We start from the raw sequence: 15774 nt of genomic DNA on the forward strand, positions 1-15774 counted from the left end.
ATCAGGCCTGCGTCCGGTACAGGTCGGGTTCCAGATACATCACCCGCGCGGCGGGCACGGCCGCCCGCACTCTGGCCTCCGCGTCATCGATGGCCGCGGCGATGTCCTCGATATCCAGATCGGGCACGATCGAGATCTTGGCCGCCACCAGGATCTCCTCCGGCCCGAGGTACTGCGTCTTGAGGTGGATCACCCGGTCGATGCGCTTGCCGTCGACCAGGTTGGCCCGGATCGCCCTGTCCTCCTCCGGCGTCGCGCCCTCACCGATGAGCAGGCTCTGCATCTCCACGATCAGGATCAGCGCGATCACGCCGAGCAGTGCGCCGATGGCGAGAGTACCGATGCCGTCCCAGACCGGGTCATCGGTGAGCATGGTCAGCCCGACCGCCGCGAATGCGAAGACCAGACCGACCAGCGCGCCGGTGTCCTCCAGCAGCACCACCGGCAGTTCCGGACTGCGCGAATTGCGGATGAACCGCCACCAGCTCGAATTGCCCTTGAGCGGGATGGATTCCCGCATCGCTGTCATAAAGCTGAAGCCCTCGAGGCAGATCGCGATGAACAGGATGACGATCGCGACGATCGGATTGCTCAGCTCCTCCGGATGCTGAACCTTGTGGATGCCCTCGTAGATGGCATAGATCGAGCCGAGGGTGAACAGCACCAGCGCCACGATGAACGAATAGAAGTAGCGATTGCGCCCGTATCCGAACGGGTGCAGTTCATCGGCATCCTGTGCGGCGCGGCGCTGGCCGAGCAGCAGCAGTCCCTGGTTGGCGGTGTCCGCGACCGAGTGCACCGCCTCGGCCAGCATCGACCCGGAACCGGTGATGAACGCGCCGACGAACTTCGCCGCCGCGATCCCCGCGTTCGCCGACAACGCGGCGAGAATCGCCTTTTTGCCACCACCAGCCGACATCTGGGTAGGTCCTCCTCTATCCGATTTGCAGCGCCTGCGGCGCTGCGTGTTCGCGGCCCCCTGGTGTCTCGCGTCCGACCCTTTCGAGCGACCTGCGAGCAGTCGCTAGCGGCGCCGTCGAGACGTGCGACTTCGTCGCATGCGCTTCGGCCAGTCGGACGCGAGACGGGCCGCGAACGTCGCTCGTAAGACTCGCTCCGCTGTCGTCCGGTTAGGAGGCCCGTCGAACGAACAGCCTAGGGCAGCAGACGAACAAGCTGGTCGACAGGTCAGTTCGTGCCACCGACGCAGGCGCAGAACAACTGGGCGTCGCCGTCGACGGCCTGGGCGCGAATCTCGGTGTCGGCCGCCGATATCCACGCCGCCGCGCCGCGTTCCAGTACCAGCTCGCTCACCCCTTGCAACAGCCGCACAGTCCCCCCGGTGCACAGCACGATTCCCGGCCCGGCGGATGTCAGCGGTACCTGCCCTGCTCCCGCGGTCAGATCGAACCGCCGCAGCGCGAACTCCGGCGCGGGGGTCCGATAGAGCACCGACCCGTCACCCGCCGGTTCCGGTAGCACCACCGGCAGATTGATCGGCTCGAAGTCCAGCACCCGCAGCAACTCCGGCACATCGACATGCTTGGGTGTGAGACCGCCGCGTAGCACATTGTCGGAATTGGCCATGATCTCGACGCCGAGCCCGCGCAGATACGCGTGCAGATTGCCCGCCGCGAGGAACAGTCCCTGTCCCGGTTCCAACGTCAGCCGATTGAGCAGCAGCGCGGCCAGCACACCGGCGTCGCCCGGATATGCCTCGGCGAGTTCGAGTGTGGTGCGCGCCTCGGCGGTGAACTCCCGGGCGCCCTTCACCGAGAGATAGCGCACGCATCCGTCGAGCACCTGGGGGAGCAGTGTGGCGAGGACATTCTGCGGCAGCGTGATCCAGGTCGTGAACAGCGTCCGTAGTCCGGCCGAATCGGGTTGGGCGGCAAGCAGATCCGCATATGAGCGCAGTCCAGGCACATCCAGTGCGCGCAGCAGCTCGACCGTGCGATGTGGATCCCGGAATCCGGCCAGCGCCTCGAACCGGTCCAGCGCGACAACCAATTCCGGCTTGTGGTTCTCGTCGCGATAGTTGCGCATCGGCGAATCCAGTGGCACTCGCGCGTGGTTCTCGCGCTCGAATCCGGCCCGCGCCTGCGCCGAACTCGGATGCGCCTGCAGCGATAGCGGTTCCTCGGCGGCCAGGATCTTCAACAGGAACGGCAGTCGCCCGCCGAACTCCGGTGCGGCGGACCCGAGTTCACGCTCCGGATCGTCCGCGACCAATTCCAGCAGGGAGCGGGTGCTGTTCTCCAGGCGGACATGCGCCGGATCGGCGGGATGCGCGCCGAACCACAGCTCCGCCTCCGGATGCGCGGAAGGGACCGGTCGGCCGCACAACTGAGCGAGTGCGGTGCGTGAACCCCAGGCATAGGAACGCAGCGCACCAACAAGTTCGTGCACTAGTAGTGTCCCCCGTCGAGCTGTTCCGTGGACTGTGTCGCACCACTGCGCGAGCCGATCAACCGCAGATAGGCGGCGGCCATCTCCAAGCGCAGTGCGAGTACGGCGAGTTGTTCGAGTTCGCTGGCATGGGCGATGGTGCCGGGCAGCGGCGCGCCCGAATCGTCCACTCTGGCAGGCATGGGCGCGGCGGGATCGGTGAGCGAGGTGTGCAGCGGTTCGATATCCGCGCTCACCAGATCGGCGTCGACCAGACCCGATCCGTTGCCGCCGAAGACGGCAAGCCGGCGCCGCGCCGCGGCCTGATCCAGATCCGCGCTGAGCACGAACACCCGGATGCGCTCCACCGGCGCCGGTCCGTCGAGTTCCTCGTCGTGGAACAGCGGATCGAAGTTCGGCGCGGATTCGCCTGCGGCCTCGACCATTCGGGGGTTGGCGGCCACGGCCTCGGCCAGATCCACCGCAGTGGCGACCTTGCCCGCCGACTGCAACAGCACCTCGGCGCCGTGCTCGGCGAGTTCGCTGGCGGCCGGGGAGTCCCCGGCCAGCACGACGGCGCGCTGCTGCATGCGCGCGGCCAGCGTCTTGGCCGGATTGTGGAAGACCTCGTTGTGCGGCCCATCGCGCAAGGCCTCGGCATCGAGCACATCGGCCAGTTCGGTCAGATCGGGTACCGCCGCGCCGGAGCGGGTCGGATCGACGATGCGCAGCACCGCGATACAGGCCGCGAGGAAGCGCAGTAGACGATTGTGGTCCAGTACCGGAATCCGCGGCTCCAGCAGTGAGGTACGCCCGGCCGCCGCGGCCCGCAGCGGACCTTCGTGCGGCGCGGCGACCACAACCTCGGCGCCCCGACGCTGTGCCCGGTCGACCGCATCGATCAGCCGGGGATCGCCCGCGTCGTCACCCGCGACGAGCACCACGTCCAGCGGGCCGACCCATGGTGGAAGGGCAGCGACCGGGACCACGGGTAGGCCGGCACGGTCGCCGAGTGCGGCGACGATCAGACTCGCGGCGCGTGCGGCCCGGCCCGAGCCGGAGACCAACACCACGCTGCGTGGTCGCAGATCCGCGAGGCGCGCGAGCGCGTCCTCGCCGACTGCTGCCGCGGTCGCGCGTACCTGCGCGCCGCCGGATGCCGCAGAGCGCAGGGCGCCGCCGACATCGGCGGCCTCGAGCGAAGCGGCATCGTCGAGGTCGAGCACCGGTGTTCCAGCGATCATCGGGCGTCCCACCTCCCCTCATCGCGCTGTGTGCGGTCCCGCCCTGCTCCCACCCGGGCTGTCGACTCGGAGGGATCGACACGGGCGCCCGGGTCGGGCGAATCCAACGTCTGTAATTCCACTATTCCAGTCAGGAGCGAACGATGCTCAGAATCGCGGTATCGGGCTGAGCCGTCCCCTTCCTCGGGCGTCGAATCGTGAGCCTGCGCGTCCATTCCGGCTGTGATTCCACTATCCCAGGCAGGACCGGACGATGCTCGGAATCTCAGTATCGGGCCGAGCCGTCTACTTCCTCCCCGCTCGCCGAACCCAGCGCAAGTGACGGTCACCGAGTCGTGGATGTGTGATTTCATCCGCCCTGGTTCCACTATTGCGGTCAGGATCGGAGGATGCTCAGGATCTCGCTGTCGGGCTGAGCCGTCTGCTTGCTCCGTCACCGAGTCGTGGATGTGTGATTTCATCCGCCCTGGTTCCACTATTGCGGTCAGGATCGGACGATGCTCAGGATCTCGGTCACCAGTGCGTCTACTTCCTCCGTCGACCGGGCTTCGACATTCAGCCGCAGCAACGGTTCGGTATTCGACGCGCGAAGATTGAACCAGGCGTCGTCGGCGAGCTGGACGGTGACCCCGTCCAACCGGTCCACCGATATGGCCCGATCTCCGAATGTGTCCACCACAGCCATCGTCCGCTCCTTCGCGTCCGCCACTGTCGAGTTGATCTCTCCGGACGCCGCATATGTTTCGTACGACGACATGAGCTCCGAAATCGGCCGGTCCTTCTCACCGAGCGCCGCGAGCACGTGCAGGGCCGCGAGCATGCCGGAATCGGCGCCCCAGAAATCGCGGAAGTAGTAGTGCGCGGAATGCTCACCGCCGAATACCGCGCCGGTGGCCGCCATCTCCTGCTTGATGAACGAATGCCCGACCCGGGTGCGCACCGGGGTGCCGCCGAGTTCGTGCACGAGTTCGGGCACCGCGTGCGAGGTGATCAGGTTGTGGATGATGACCGCGCCCGGTTCCTTGGCCAGCTCACGCTCGGCGACCAGGGCGGTGATCGCCGACGGCGAAATCGGATTGCCGTTCTCGTCCACCACGAAGCAGCGGTCGGCGTCGCCATCGAAGGCGAGGCCGATATCGGCGCCGGACTTGCGGACCAGCTCCTGCAGATCGACCAGATTCTTCGGATCGAGCGGATTGGCCTCGTGATTGGGGAACGAGCCGTCCAGCTCGAAGTAGAGCGGCACCAGGGTCAGCTGCGCCACGGTGCCTAGCACCTCGGGAACGGTGTGCCCGCCCATGCCGTTACCCGCGTCCACCGCGATGGTGAGCGGGCGGACATCATCGAGATCGACCAGCCCGCGCAGGAACTTCGCGTAATCGGTCAGCAGATCGACTTTCGTGGCGCTGCCCGGCGTTCCGTCGTAGCCGGGAACCCCGTTGATCACCTCGTCCTTGATCGTCGCCAGACCGGTGTCCTGACCGACCGGAAGCGCCTTCGCTCGGCACAGTTTGATGCCGTTGTAGCGGGCCGGATTGTGGCTTGCGGTGAACATCGCGCCGGGACAGTCGAGGTCACCGGAGGCGAAGTAGAGCTGATCGGTCGAGGCGAGTCCGATGTGCACCACGTCGAGGCCCTGGCCGAGTACGCCGTCGGCGAAGGCGGCGGCCAGTTCCGGGGAGGACTCGCGCATATCGTGTCCGATGACCACGCGGGTCGCGCCCTCGGCGCGCATCAACCGCGCGAACGCGGCCCCCACATCCTTGACGAATTCTCCGTCGATCTGTTCACCGACGACCCCGCGAACGTCATAAGCCTTGATCACCGCGTTCACGAATTCGGCAGAGCGGGCCACAGTCATGGTGACCACCCTAGTGGCTCGCGCCGACGCCCCTGACACGGTCCCGTCCCGACTGCTAGCTGGGTGGGTCCGGGAGTACTCGGAGGTGTCCGCGCCGGCCGGTGCGCGTGGCGCGCGGTGCGGGCGGGGCGTAATCGGAGTAGCCACGCTGGTCGTGCTCCGGTGGACGGCGGCGCAGCCCGGCCTCGCGGACCGCTTCGGCCAATGCCGTCAGATCATCGTCATCCGGTGTGCTGGAAGAGAATCCGCCTTCGTGGCGAACCATTTCCCAACCCTTTGGTGCGGTGATGCGGGAAGCATGTGTTTCACACAGATCCCAGGAATGCGGTTCGGCCACCGTCGCCAGTGGCCCGACCACCGCGGTCGAGTCGGAGTACACGTAGGTGAGCGTCGCAACAGCGGGATTCTTGCAACCTGGTCGGCAGCAACGACGCATGGGGATCACGCCGATGAGAGTAACGCGCTCGACGTTGCGATGTGCTCAGACACGCTAAGGATTCGGCGTTTTCGGGCGAGTTCATCCCCGCTGGCGGCGTGTTCGTCACGCGCCTTCGGGATCGATGAGGTCCGGATCGACGCCGAGATAGGTGGCGATCTGCTGGACGAGGACCTCGCGCAGTAGATCGACCAGATCGTCGGGATCGCCCGCGCGCAGTTCGAGTGGCTTGCGGAACAACACAACTCGGGCGCGGGTGGCCACCCCGTGCCGGTCCACACCGGCCGGAATGAGTCGCGAGAGCGGCACCGGTCCGTCGGCCACCACCTCGTCCGGCCAGGTGACCGAATCCGGGTGCAGCGGACGGATTTTCGGCACATCGTCGACAGCGATATCGAGCTTGGTGAGTCGATCGTGCCACCGGGTGTCCAAGGGCGCGAAGGCCTCGAGGACCAGCCGGTCGAACTGCTGCCCCCTGGTGCGCCAGGCAGGCACCGTCGGCGGGAGCATCGGCCCGCGCACCCCGCGTCCACGACGGATCACCGATCGTGCGGTCGGTGGACGACGATTACGTGAACGGGCCATGACTAAAACTTAGTCAGCCCGCCTCTGCTATGTGCACCCGAGGCGGGCCGACGCGAAGTTCTAGCCGATGCCGCGCTTCAGGCGGCGCCGCTCCCGTTCGGAGAGGCCGCCCCAGATGCCGAAGCGTTCATCGTGTGCGAGCGCGTATTCCAGGCACTCGTCGCGTACCTCGCAGCCCATGCAGATCCGTTTGGCCTCACGGGTCGAGCCGCCCTTCTCGGGGAAGAACGCCTCCGGATCGGTCTGTGCGCACAGGGCACGTTCCTGCCACTGCTCTTCGATCGATTCGAACATCTCGTCGAAGCCCGTCACGACCAAGCTGAGCCGGGGTGCTGTCACTCCGTCGGTCATCTCAGGCCCGATCCGGTCCGGTTCGATCCGACCGATCTCTGCGCAGACGCCACGTGCTGCGCCTGCTGTGGAATCGGTTTGCGATACGCCGCCCGGCATGCCCGAAGGGGCCAGCTCATTGGCCATCGCTCCGCCTCCTCACTGTGTGTTAGCGCAGATTGATTCTTTCCGTCGGACCAACACGCACACCGACGGCCGTACCCCGCGACGTTGTCCCGCGGACATCCCCGAGCTTGTCACTCCGGTGCGAACACTTGTTCGAAAAGCTGTCCGCGCCTTGAACTCTCGCGCGAACCCGAAATGACATGACTGTGATTAGACACGCCGGACGTGTCGATGGTCAAGCCGCCGTCGCAATTCCGTTACTATCCGCTACCGCTTTCCGTTGCTGATCTTGAACGCGGAATAGCAAATGACCGGCAAATATGGTGCGAAGCGCGGCCGCTCCGGCAGCGCATAGGCTGTGTCGATGTGACTCCACAACAAGCGGACACCGCTCCCGCAAGTGGGCCCAAGATCGCCGTCCTGGTTGGCGGGGTCGGCGGCGCGCGCTTCCTTCAGGGCGTCCGGGAACTACTGCCCAACGCGGATGTTTCCGCCATCGTCAATGTCGGTGACGACGTCTGGATGCACGGCCTCCGGATCTGCCCCGACCTCGATACCTGCATGTACACCCTCGGCGGTGGAATCGATACCGAACGCGGTTGGGGCCGGGTCGCCGAAACCTGGCACGCCAAGGAAGAACTGGCCAAATATCATGCCCAACCCGATTGGTTCGGTTTGGGGGATCGCGATATCGCGACGCACTTGGTTCGGACCGAAATGCTGCGTGCCGGGTACCCGCTCTCCGCGGTCACCGAGGCGTTGTGCAACCGGTGGCAGCCGGGCGTAAAACTCATCCCGGCTACCGACGATCGCTGCGAAACACATGTCGTTGTCAGTGACCCCGACAACCCTGGCGAACGCCGCGCGATCCATTTCCAAGAGTGGTGGGTTCGCTACCGCGCGGACATTCAGACGCACGGATTCGCCACAATTGGGGCCGATGACGCCAAACCGGCGCCAAATGTGACACAGATCATAGCCGAGGCCGATGCGGTGCTATTGGCCCCGTCCAACCCCGTGGTGAGCATCGGCGCCATCCTCGCGGTGCCCGGCATTCGCGGCGCACTGCGCACCACCGAGGCCAAGGTGATCGGCATCTCCGGCGTGATCGACGGGAAACCGCTGCGCGGCATGGCCGATGAATGTCTCTCGGTGATCGGCGTGGAAACCACCGCCGAGGCGATCGGGCGCCACTACGGCGCGCGCTCGGCCACCGGCATCCTGGACGGATGGCTGATCCACAGCACCGACACCGCGGATGTGCCCGGTGTCGAAGTGCGCAGCGTGCCGCTATTGATGACCGATCCGCCGACCACCGCCGAAATGGTGCGGGAGGCGCTCGACCTGGCCGGCGTCAGCGAGGTGAAGCAATGACCACGCAAGAGCCATTGACGGAACCGGCCGATCACGCGGCGGGGGAGTTGCGGATCCTGCCGATCACCGGGCTGCCGGAATTCCGGCCCGGCGACGATCTCGCCGAACATATCGCCGCCGCCGCGCCCTGGTTGGTCGACGGCGACATCCTGGTCGTCACGAGCAAGATCGTCGCCAAGGTCGAGGGCCGCATCGTCGAGGCGCCGCTGGATCCGGAGGAGCGCGATACCGCGCGCCGCGCGCTGGTGGAGCAGGAGGCGGTGCGCGTACTCGCGCGCAAGGGTCGCACGCTGATCACCGAGAACAAGCTCGGCATCGTGCAGGCCGCCTCCGGGGTGGACGGATCCAATGTCGAGCAGGGTGAGCTCGTGCTGCTGCCGTCGGATCCGGACGGGAGTGCGAAGGCTTTGCGCACCGCGCTGTCCGAGCGGCTCGGGGTGGACGTCGCGGTGATCGTCACCGACACCATGGGCCGGGCCTGGCGCAACGGTCAGACCGATACCGCCATCGGCTCCGCCGGATTGCGGGTGCTGCACGACTATGCGGGTGCGGTCGACGGGCAGGGCAATGAACTGCATGTCACCCAGGTGGCGGTGGCCGACGAATTGGCCGCCGCCGCAGATCTGGTGAAGGGCAAGCTGGGTGGTGTTCCGGTCGCGGTGGTGCGCGGGCTGCCGATCACCGATGACGGCTCGTGCGCCGCGGATCTGCTGCGCGGCGGCACCGATGACCTGTTCTGGCTCGGCACGGCCGAGGCGATCGAGCAGGGGCGCTCCGAGGCGTTGCTGCTGCGTCGCTCGATCCGTCAATTCGCCGACACTCCAGTCGATCCCGAACGCATCCGCGCCGCGGTCGCGAAGGCGCTCACCGCTCCCGCGCCGCATCACACCCGTCCGGTGCGCTTCGTCTGGGTCCGCAAGCCCGGTCTGCGCGCGCAACTGTTGGAGGCCATGGCCGAGCGGTGGCGGGCCGACCTCACCGCGGACGGTCTCGATCCGCAGCGGGTGCAACGTCGCATCGCCCGCGGCCGCATCCTGCACGACGCACCCGAGGTGATCATCCCGTTCTGCGTGCCAGACGGCGCACACGACTATCCGGATGAGCGGCGGCGCGGTAACGAACGCACCATGTTCACCGTCGCGGTGGGCGCGGCGGTGCAGGGCCTGCTCGTCGCGCTGGCCACCGAGGGCATCGGCAGCTGCTGGATCGGCTCGACCATCTTCGCTCCGGAGACCACCCGCGCGGTTCTCGGCCTTGCCGACGACTGGAACCCCTTGGGCGCCATCGCAATCGGCCACCCTCTCGAAGAACTCACCCCCCGTCCGGTCTTCGGGCCGGGCCCCGGCCTGGTCGAACTGTGAGAGAGCGTCAGCGAGTGAACCATCAACACAGCGTGCAATCGCGCACGGCGGAGCCGAGCGCCGGCGAGGCGCAGTCGTGAGCGCGAGTTCGCTGCACGCCTCGGCAACGCGGTTACTGGAGGCGTGGAAGCCGACGGGGGTCGATGCCTCGCTGCGCGAGGCGATGCTGGCCTTCCTCGGATCCGCACCGCGCGGGTGTCTGCGTGAGCACGCACCCGGTCATATCACGGCCTCTGCCGTCGTCTTCTCGCACGACGAGCGCGAGGTGCTGTTGACGCTGCACCCGCGGGTCGGCCGTTGGATCCAACTCGGCGGGCACTGCGAGGAGGGTGACGAGACGGTGGCCGGTGCCGCGCTGCGCGAGGCGACCGAGGAGTCCGGCATGACCGGCCTGCGCATGGATGCCGAACTATACGGCGCGCAGGCCCATCCGATCACCTGTTCGCTCGGCGTCCCGACCCGCCACCTCGACCTGCTGTTCCGCATCGTCGCGCCGCCCGGTGCGGTCCCGATCCGCAGCCATGAATCCACCGATCTGCGCTGGTGGCCGATCGACGCACTGCCCGACAACGCCGACGTTCTGCTTCGCTGAATCTCGACAGCTCGATCGCCGCGTCATCCCGCCCCCGACGGGATGACGCGGCGATCGTCGTATCGGGTGCACGGCGCTGTCCGATTTGCCGTTTCCGCCAGAGTTTACAAATTCATAAATTTGTCTAGACAGGAGACAAGTTGATCTCTAATGTCCAAGTAAGTGGTACTGCGCATCACATGTGATGTGCCGCTTGGATGAGGAGACAACGATGTCCACAGAAACCCATGCGCCTGGCCGCCCGGCCGCAGCGACCGATTGGCGCGACCGCAAGCGATACATGTGGCTGTGGGGGTTGTTCGCGCCGACCGGCCTTTTCACCATCGGCCTTCCGCTGATCTGGGCATTCAACGAATTCGGCTGGCACGGGCTGGCCCAAGTGCCGTTCTGGCTGGGCCCGGTGCTGGTCTACGTGGTGATCCCGCTGGCCGATATCTTCTTCGGCCCGGACGGCGACAATCCACCCGACGAGGTGATGGAGTACCTGGAGAACGACAAGTACTACCGCTATCTCACCTACCTGTACCTGCCGTTCCAATACGCGACGCTGATCTTGGGGTGCTACCTGATCACTGCGGACAACCTGAGCTGGCTCGGCATCGACGGCGGGCTGCACATCATCGACAAGATCGGCCTGGCCATCACCATCGGCATGATCGGCGGCATCGGCATCAATACCGCGCACGAACTCGGCCACAAGAAGGTCGATCTGGAGCGCTGGCTGTCGCGCATCGCCCTGGCCCAGTCCTGCTACGGCCACTTCTATATCGAGCACAACCGCGGCCATCACGTGCGTGTCGCGACGCCCGAGGATCCCGCGAGTTCCCGTGTCGGCGAATCGTTCTGGGCCTTCTGGCCACGCACGGTGCGCGGCAGCTTCATCTCCTCGTGGCGGCTGGAGAAGACCCGGCTGGATCGGCTGGGCAAGAAGTCGTGGAGTCTGCGCAACGAGGTGCTCAGCGCCTGGCTGATGTCGGTGGCGTTGTTCGCGGTCCTGCTCGCGGTGTTCGGGATCGGCCTGCTGCCGTATCTGATCCTGCAGGCGGTCGTCGGCTTCAGCCTGCTGGAGGCGGTCAACTATCTCGAGCACTACGGACTGGTCCGCCAGCGCACCGCATCCGGCCGGTACGAGCGGCCCGCTCCCGTGCACAGCTGGAACAGCGACCACATCGTCACCAATATCTTCCTGTACCACCTGCAGCGGCACAGTGATCACCACGCGTACCCGACCCGCCGCTATCAGACGCTGCGCAGTTGGGACGGTGCGCCGAATCTGCCGAGCGGCTATGCCAGCATGATCCTGCTCGCCTACTTCCCGCCGCTGTGGCGGCGCGTGATGGACAAGCGGGTGCTCGCGCATTACGGCGGCGATATCACCCGTGCCAATATCCATCCGGCCAAGCGGGACAAGGTGATCGCGCGCTACGGCACGGCCGCATCGGAGGGGTGATCATGAGCGAGCGAATCATGTGCCAGCGCGCATTGCGCATGCCGGAGCCGAGCGCCAGCGAGGCGCAGGCATGAGCAGATTTCGTTGTCCCGTCTGCGATTACGTCTACGACGAGCTGAAAGGCGCACCGCACGAAGGGTTTCCGGCAGGCACGGCGTGGGAAAAGATACCCGACGACTGGTGCTGTCCGGACTGCGGCGTGCGCGAGAAGATCGACTTCGAACCGATGGAGGTTCCCAAATGACGGAATACAAACTGTTTCAGTGCATCCAGTGCGGCTTCGAGTACGACGAGGCCAAGGGGTGGCCGGAGGACGGGATCGAGCCGGGCACCCGTTGGGACGACATTCCCGACGATTGGACCTGCCCGGACTGCGGCGCCGCCAAAGCCGACTTCTACATGGTCGAGATCGAACGGTCGTGAATTTTGACTGCGGCAACCACCCGTGACAACCTCGCGGGTATGCCGCGCAACGGACCCAGAGTTTCCTATCAGGAGGCGGCGCGGGAACTCCTGCGCACCTCCGTCCTGGATTCGATGCGCGAGCTGCTCACCGAGCGGGACTGGTCCAAGATCACCCTCGGTGATGTGGCCACCCGCGCCGGTGTCAGCAGACAGACCCTCTACAACGAATTCGGTTCGCGCGCCGGGCTTGCGCAGTCCTACGCGCTACGCCTGGCCGACGATCTGGTCGATCATGTCGGCTCCGCGATCGACGGCAATATCGGCGACGCGCGCGCCGCATTCGAAGAGGGGCTGCGCGACTTCTTCCAGGCGGCCGCCGCCGACCCGCTGGTCGAGTCGCTGGTCGCCGGTGAGGTGAAGCTGGATCTGTTGCGGCTCATCACCCTTGATGCCGAGCCGTTGCTCGAACATGCGACCGCTCGGCTGTCCATCGCATTCGAGCACAGCTGGGTGCAGGCGACGGCCGCCGAATCCGACGTGCTGGCACAGGCTTTGGTGCGTATCGCGCTGAGCTATATCCCGACCCCGCCCGCGGCCGGGCGCAATGCGCCCGCCGAACTGAGTGCCGTCTTCAGTCCGTACGTCGAGGCGATTCTCGCCGCGCGCGAACAGCGTTGATCCCACTGCTGGGAATTTGACCGTTTGCGGCGAGTATGCCCTGATCATGGCTACATATGAAGGTGCTTAAAAGCCAACCGCCACGCATGTAACGATTGACATCTTCCGACGCCACGCTGCTGTGTAACGGTCGTAAGGTCTGTATGTATTGTCAAGCGTCGGAGTTCGGGTACTTATTTAGCGGGGCAAACGTGCAAACGGTTGGCAAACCGGCGGGGTCGCCCGACCCCAAACGCCATCTGTGGGTTCTCGGCCTGATCGCTCCTGCGATCGCTTTGTTGCCATCGCAGCTGGTCTTGCATACCGGTGCCCCGGTCTTCTGGTGGATCGGGCCGATCATCGTATTGATCGTCATCCCGGTGCTGGACTGGGTCGTCGGCGTGGACGGCAGCAATCCGCGCGACGAGGATTACGAGTTGTTGTCCAACGATCGGTACTACCGGTGGTGCACCTATCTGTTCCTGCCGGTCCAGTTGGTCGGCCTGGTCATCGCCTCGCTCATGTGGGCCGGCGACGAGCTGGCAGTGGTCGACAAGCTCGGGCTGGCAGCGACTCTCGGGTTCGTCAGCGGTATCGGCATCAACGCGGCGCATGAACTCGGGCACCGGGTCGAACATCTGGAGCGCTGGCTGGCCAAGATTTCGCTCGCGCAGTCCGGATACGGCCACTTCTTCGTCGAGCACAACCGCGGCCATCACGCGCGGGTGGCGACGCCGGAGGATCCGGCCAGTGCCAGGATGGGTGAATCGCTCTGGGAGTTCTTGCCGCGTAGTATTTCCGGCGGATACCGCTCGGCCATCCGGCTCGAACGCGAGCGACTCATCCGCAAGGGCAAACGCTGGTTCAGCCTGGACAACCAAGTCCTGCAGGCGTGGGCGATGAGTGTGGTGCTGTTCGGCACGCTGTTGGCGATCTTCGGCTGGCATGTGCTGCCGTATCTGGCGCTGCAGGCAGTGATCGGCGTCATGCTGCTGGAGACGGTGAACTACATCGAGCACTACGGACTGCTGCGGGCCCGCCGCCCCAACGGCCTTTACCTGCGCTGCTCGCCGCGCGACAGCTGGAACAGCGACCATTTGGTCACCAACATCTTCCTGTTCCATCTGCAGCGGCACAGCGATCACCATGCGAATCCGGGACGCCGCTACCAGACCCTGCGCAGTTCGATGCAGGCGCCGCAGCTGCCCGCCGGATACCTGTCCATGATCGTGTTCGCGGCCATCCCGCCGCTGTGGCGACACATCATGGATCACCGCGTACTGGCCCATTACGGCGGCGACATCACCCTCGCGAATATCCAGCCGCGTAAGCGCCGTCGGATCCTGATGTCCTATGGCGTGACCGCGTAGTCCGGCGGGTGTAGTGAGCGGTTAGCCTTGACCCGGTACTGACGAACCAGGAGAGGCTGATAGAGGCAGATGACGACCTCAGAACTTCCCGCACGCACGTCCCTGACCGCCGATGTCCGCAACGGCATCGATTACAAGGTGGCGGACCTGTCGCTGGCCGAATTCGGTCGCAAGGAGATCCGCCTCGCCGAGCACGAGATGCCCGGTCTGATGGCACTGCGCCGCGAGTACGCGGAGGTGCTGCCGCTGCGGGGTGCGCGCATCTCGGGTTCGCTGCACATGACCATCCAGACCGCCGTGCTGATCGAGACGCTGACCGCGCTGGGCGCCGAGGTCCGCTGGGCCTCCTGCAATATCTTCTCCACCCAGGACCATGCCGCCGCCGCGGTCGTCGTCGGAGCGCACGGCACCGTGGACGAGCCCAAGGGCACCCCGGTCTTCGCCTGGAAGGGCGAGACCCTGGAGGAGTACTGGTGGGCCGCCGAGCAGATGCTGACCTGGCCGGGCGAGCCGGCCAATATGATCCTCGACGACGGCGGTGACGCCACCATGCTCGTGCTGCGCGGCGCGCAGTTCGAGAAGGCGGGCCTGGTGCCGCCGGAGGACGAGGACCACTCGACCGAGTACAAGGTCTTCCTGAACCTGCTGCGCGAGCGCTTCGAAACCGATAAGACCAAGTGGGGCAAGATCGCCGCATCGGTGCAGGGCGTCACCGAGGAGACCACCACCGGCGTGCTGCGCCTCTACCAGTTCGCGGCTGCGGGCGAGTTGGTGTTCCCGGCGATCAACGTCAACGACTCGGTCACCAAATCCAAGTTCGACAACAAATACGGCACCCGCCACTCGCTCATCGACGGAATCAACCGGGGCACCGATGTTTTGATCGGTGGCAAGAAGGTGCTGATCTGCGGCTACGGCGACGTCGGCAAGGGCTGCGCGGAATCGCTTGCGGGACAGGGTGCCCGGGTGCAGGTCACCGAGATCGATCCGATCAACGCGCTGCAGGCGCTGATGGACGGCTACGACGTCGTGACCGTCGAGCAGGCGATCGGCCAGGCCGATATCGTCATCACCTCGACCGGCAACAAGGACATCATCACTCTCGACCATATGAAGGCGATGAAGGACCAGGCCATCCTCGGCAATATCGGTCACTTCGACAACGAGATCGATATGGCGGCCCTGGAGCGTTCCGGCGCAACGAAATTGAACATCAAGCCGCAGGTGGACCTGTGGACGTTCAAGGAGTCCGGCAAGTCCATCATCGTGCTGTCCGAGGGCCGGCTGCTGAATCTCGGCAATGCGACCGGACATCCGTCGTTCGTGATGTCGAACAGCTTCTCCAACCAGGTGATCGCGCAGATCGAACTGTGGACCAAGCCGGACGAGTACGACAACGAGGTCTACCGCCTGCCCAAGCATCTGGACGAGAAGGTCGCGCGCATCCACGTGGAGGCGCTCGGCGGCACGCTGACCAAGCTCACCAAGGATCAGGCCGAGTACATCGGCGTCGATGTCGAGGGCCCGTACAAGCCCGAGCACTACCGCTACTGAGCCGGCGCAGATAGCGCCGAAAAGACCTGCGCCCCGCCGCC

At 65.7% G+C, this 15774-nt stretch carries 16 protein-coding genes; 9 read left to right on the forward strand and 7 right to left on the reverse strand.

Translation table 11 applies throughout. The annotated features are described in order from the left end of the window. Position 1: 1 nt before the first annotated feature. The 7 genes from ACQPYR_RS08330 to ACQPYR_RS08360 all read right to left on the reverse strand — a co-directional run bounded on the left by ACQPYR_RS08330 (position 2) and on the right by ACQPYR_RS08360 (position 6808). Complete coding sequence (locus ACQPYR_RS08330) at positions 2–919, reverse strand: cation diffusion facilitator family transporter (RefSeq protein ID WP_433629586.1); 918 nt, start codon at positions 917–919, stop codon at positions 2–4. A 269-nt stretch (positions 920–1188) separates the two neighbouring features. Further along, positions 1189–2409 carry a mannose-6-phosphate isomerase, class I gene (gene manA, locus ACQPYR_RS08335; RefSeq protein WP_433629588.1) on the reverse strand — a complete coding sequence of 407 codons (1221 nt, stop codon included), beginning with the start codon at positions 2407–2409 and terminating at the stop codon, positions 1189–1191. Then, complete coding sequence (locus ACQPYR_RS08340; protein WP_433601641.1) at positions 2409–3632, reverse strand: tobH protein; 1224 nt, start codon at positions 3630–3632, stop codon at positions 2409–2411. Before ACQPYR_RS08340 ends, manA begins: the two co-directional genes overlap by 1 nt. A 484-nt stretch (positions 3633–4116) precedes the next feature. After that, positions 4117–5487 carry a phosphomannomutase/phosphoglucomutase gene (locus tag ACQPYR_RS08345; protein ID WP_433635060.1) on the reverse strand — a complete coding sequence of 457 codons (1371 nt, stop codon included), beginning with the start codon at positions 5485–5487 and terminating at the stop codon, positions 4117–4119. Between the two features lie 61 nt (positions 5488–5548). Further along, positions 5549–5929, reverse strand: coding sequence for a DUF3499 domain-containing protein (locus ACQPYR_RS08350; RefSeq protein ID WP_083898166.1), 381 nt, complete (start codon positions 5927–5929; stop codon positions 5549–5551). A gap of 105 nt (positions 5930–6034) precedes the next feature. Next, positions 6035–6514 carry a metallopeptidase family protein gene (locus ACQPYR_RS08355; protein ID WP_330249994.1) on the reverse strand — a complete coding sequence of 160 codons (480 nt, stop codon included), beginning with the start codon at positions 6512–6514 and terminating at the stop codon, positions 6035–6037. Between the two features lie 60 nt (positions 6515–6574). Beyond that, positions 6575–6808, reverse strand: coding sequence for a WhiB family transcriptional regulator (locus tag ACQPYR_RS08360; RefSeq protein ID WP_029901515.1), 234 nt, complete (start codon positions 6806–6808; stop codon positions 6575–6577). A 528-nt stretch (positions 6809–7336) separates the two neighbouring features. Between ACQPYR_RS08360 and cofD the strand changes: the two genes are divergently transcribed. From cofD to ahcY, 9 genes are all read left to right on the forward strand, one after another. After that, entirely contained in the window at positions 7337–8344 is a 1008-nt protein-coding gene (gene cofD, locus ACQPYR_RS08365; RefSeq protein ID WP_433629590.1) for a 2-phospho-L-lactate transferase, read from the forward strand. Then, entirely contained in the window at positions 8341–9705 is a 1365-nt protein-coding gene (locus tag ACQPYR_RS08370; RefSeq protein ID WP_433629593.1) for a coenzyme F420-0:L-glutamate ligase, read from the forward strand. Before cofD ends, ACQPYR_RS08370 begins: the two co-directional genes overlap by 4 nt. 76 nt (positions 9706–9781) lie before the next feature. Beyond that, on the forward strand, positions 9782–10297 hold the full coding sequence (locus ACQPYR_RS08375; RefSeq protein WP_433629596.1) for an NUDIX hydrolase: 516 nt from the start codon (positions 9782–9784) through the stop codon (positions 10295–10297). 211 nt (positions 10298–10508) lie between these two features. Further along, positions 10509–11747 carry an alkane 1-monooxygenase gene (locus tag ACQPYR_RS08380; RefSeq protein ID WP_433629598.1) on the forward strand — a complete coding sequence of 413 codons (1239 nt, stop codon included), beginning with the start codon at positions 10509–10511 and terminating at the stop codon, positions 11745–11747. 70 nt (positions 11748–11817) lie between these two features. Next, entirely contained in the window at positions 11818–11991 is a 174-nt protein-coding gene (locus ACQPYR_RS08385) for a rubredoxin (RefSeq protein ID WP_387296978.1), read from the forward strand. After that, positions 11988–12170: a rubredoxin gene (locus tag ACQPYR_RS08390; protein WP_063047281.1), complete on the forward strand. Its 183-nt coding sequence runs from the start codon at positions 11988–11990 to the stop codon at positions 12168–12170. The genes ACQPYR_RS08385 and ACQPYR_RS08390 overlap by 4 nt, the downstream gene beginning before the upstream one ends. A gap of 39 nt (positions 12171–12209) precedes the next feature. Beyond that, a complete protein-coding gene (locus tag ACQPYR_RS08395) occupies positions 12210–12830 on the forward strand; it encodes a TetR/AcrR family transcriptional regulator (RefSeq protein WP_433635061.1) in 621 nt (206 codons plus the stop codon). Between the two features lie 278 nt (positions 12831–13108). Further along, positions 13109–14179: an alkane 1-monooxygenase gene (locus ACQPYR_RS08400; RefSeq protein WP_433629601.1), complete on the forward strand. Its 1071-nt coding sequence runs from the start codon at positions 13109–13111 to the stop codon at positions 14177–14179. Between the two features lie 69 nt (positions 14180–14248). After that, positions 14249–15733, forward strand: coding sequence for an adenosylhomocysteinase (gene ahcY / locus ACQPYR_RS08405; protein ID WP_433629604.1), 1485 nt, complete (start codon positions 14249–14251; stop codon positions 15731–15733). The last annotated feature ends 41 nt before the right edge of the window (positions 15734–15774 follow it).

This window comes from Nocardia sp. CA-120079 (genome assembly GCF_050955745.1).
Lineage (GTDB): Bacteria > Actinomycetota > Actinomycetes > Mycobacteriales > Mycobacteriaceae > Nocardia.

Excerpts from the sequence above, each read along its gene's own strand:
- ACQPYR_RS08330 (WP_433629586.1), bottom strand. The coding sequence starts at position 919 with ATGTCGGCTGGTGGTGGCAAAAAGGCGATTCTCGCCGCGTTGTCGGCG.
- ACQPYR_RS08340 (WP_433601641.1), bottom strand. The coding sequence starts at position 3,632 with ATGATCGCTGGAACACCGGTGCTCGACCTCGACGATGCCGCTTCGCTC.
- ACQPYR_RS08350 (WP_083898166.1), bottom strand. The coding sequence starts at position 5,929 with ATGCGTCGTTGCTGCCGACCAGGTTGCAAGAATCCCGCTGTTGCGACG.
- ACQPYR_RS08355 (WP_330249994.1), bottom strand. The coding sequence starts at position 6,514 with ATGGCCCGTTCACGTAATCGTCGTCCACCGACCGCACGATCGGTGATC.
- ACQPYR_RS08360 (WP_029901515.1), bottom strand. The coding sequence starts at position 6,808 with ATGTTCGAATCGATCGAAGAGCAGTGGCAGGAACGTGCCCTGTGCGCA.
- ACQPYR_RS08370 (WP_433629593.1), top strand. The coding sequence starts at position 8,341 with ATGACCACGCAAGAGCCATTGACGGAACCGGCCGATCACGCGGCGGGG.
- ACQPYR_RS08380 (WP_433629598.1), top strand. The coding sequence starts at position 10,509 with ATGTCCACAGAAACCCATGCGCCTGGCCGCCCGGCCGCAGCGACCGAT.
- ACQPYR_RS08385 (WP_387296978.1), top strand. The coding sequence starts at position 11,818 with ATGAGCAGATTTCGTTGTCCCGTCTGCGATTACGTCTACGACGAGCTG.
- ACQPYR_RS08390 (WP_063047281.1), top strand. The coding sequence starts at position 11,988 with ATGACGGAATACAAACTGTTTCAGTGCATCCAGTGCGGCTTCGAGTAC.
- ACQPYR_RS08395 (WP_433635061.1), top strand. The coding sequence starts at position 12,210 with ATGCCGCGCAACGGACCCAGAGTTTCCTATCAGGAGGCGGCGCGGGAA.
- ahcY (WP_433629604.1), top strand. The coding sequence starts at position 14,249 with ATGACGACCTCAGAACTTCCCGCACGCACGTCCCTGACCGCCGATGTC.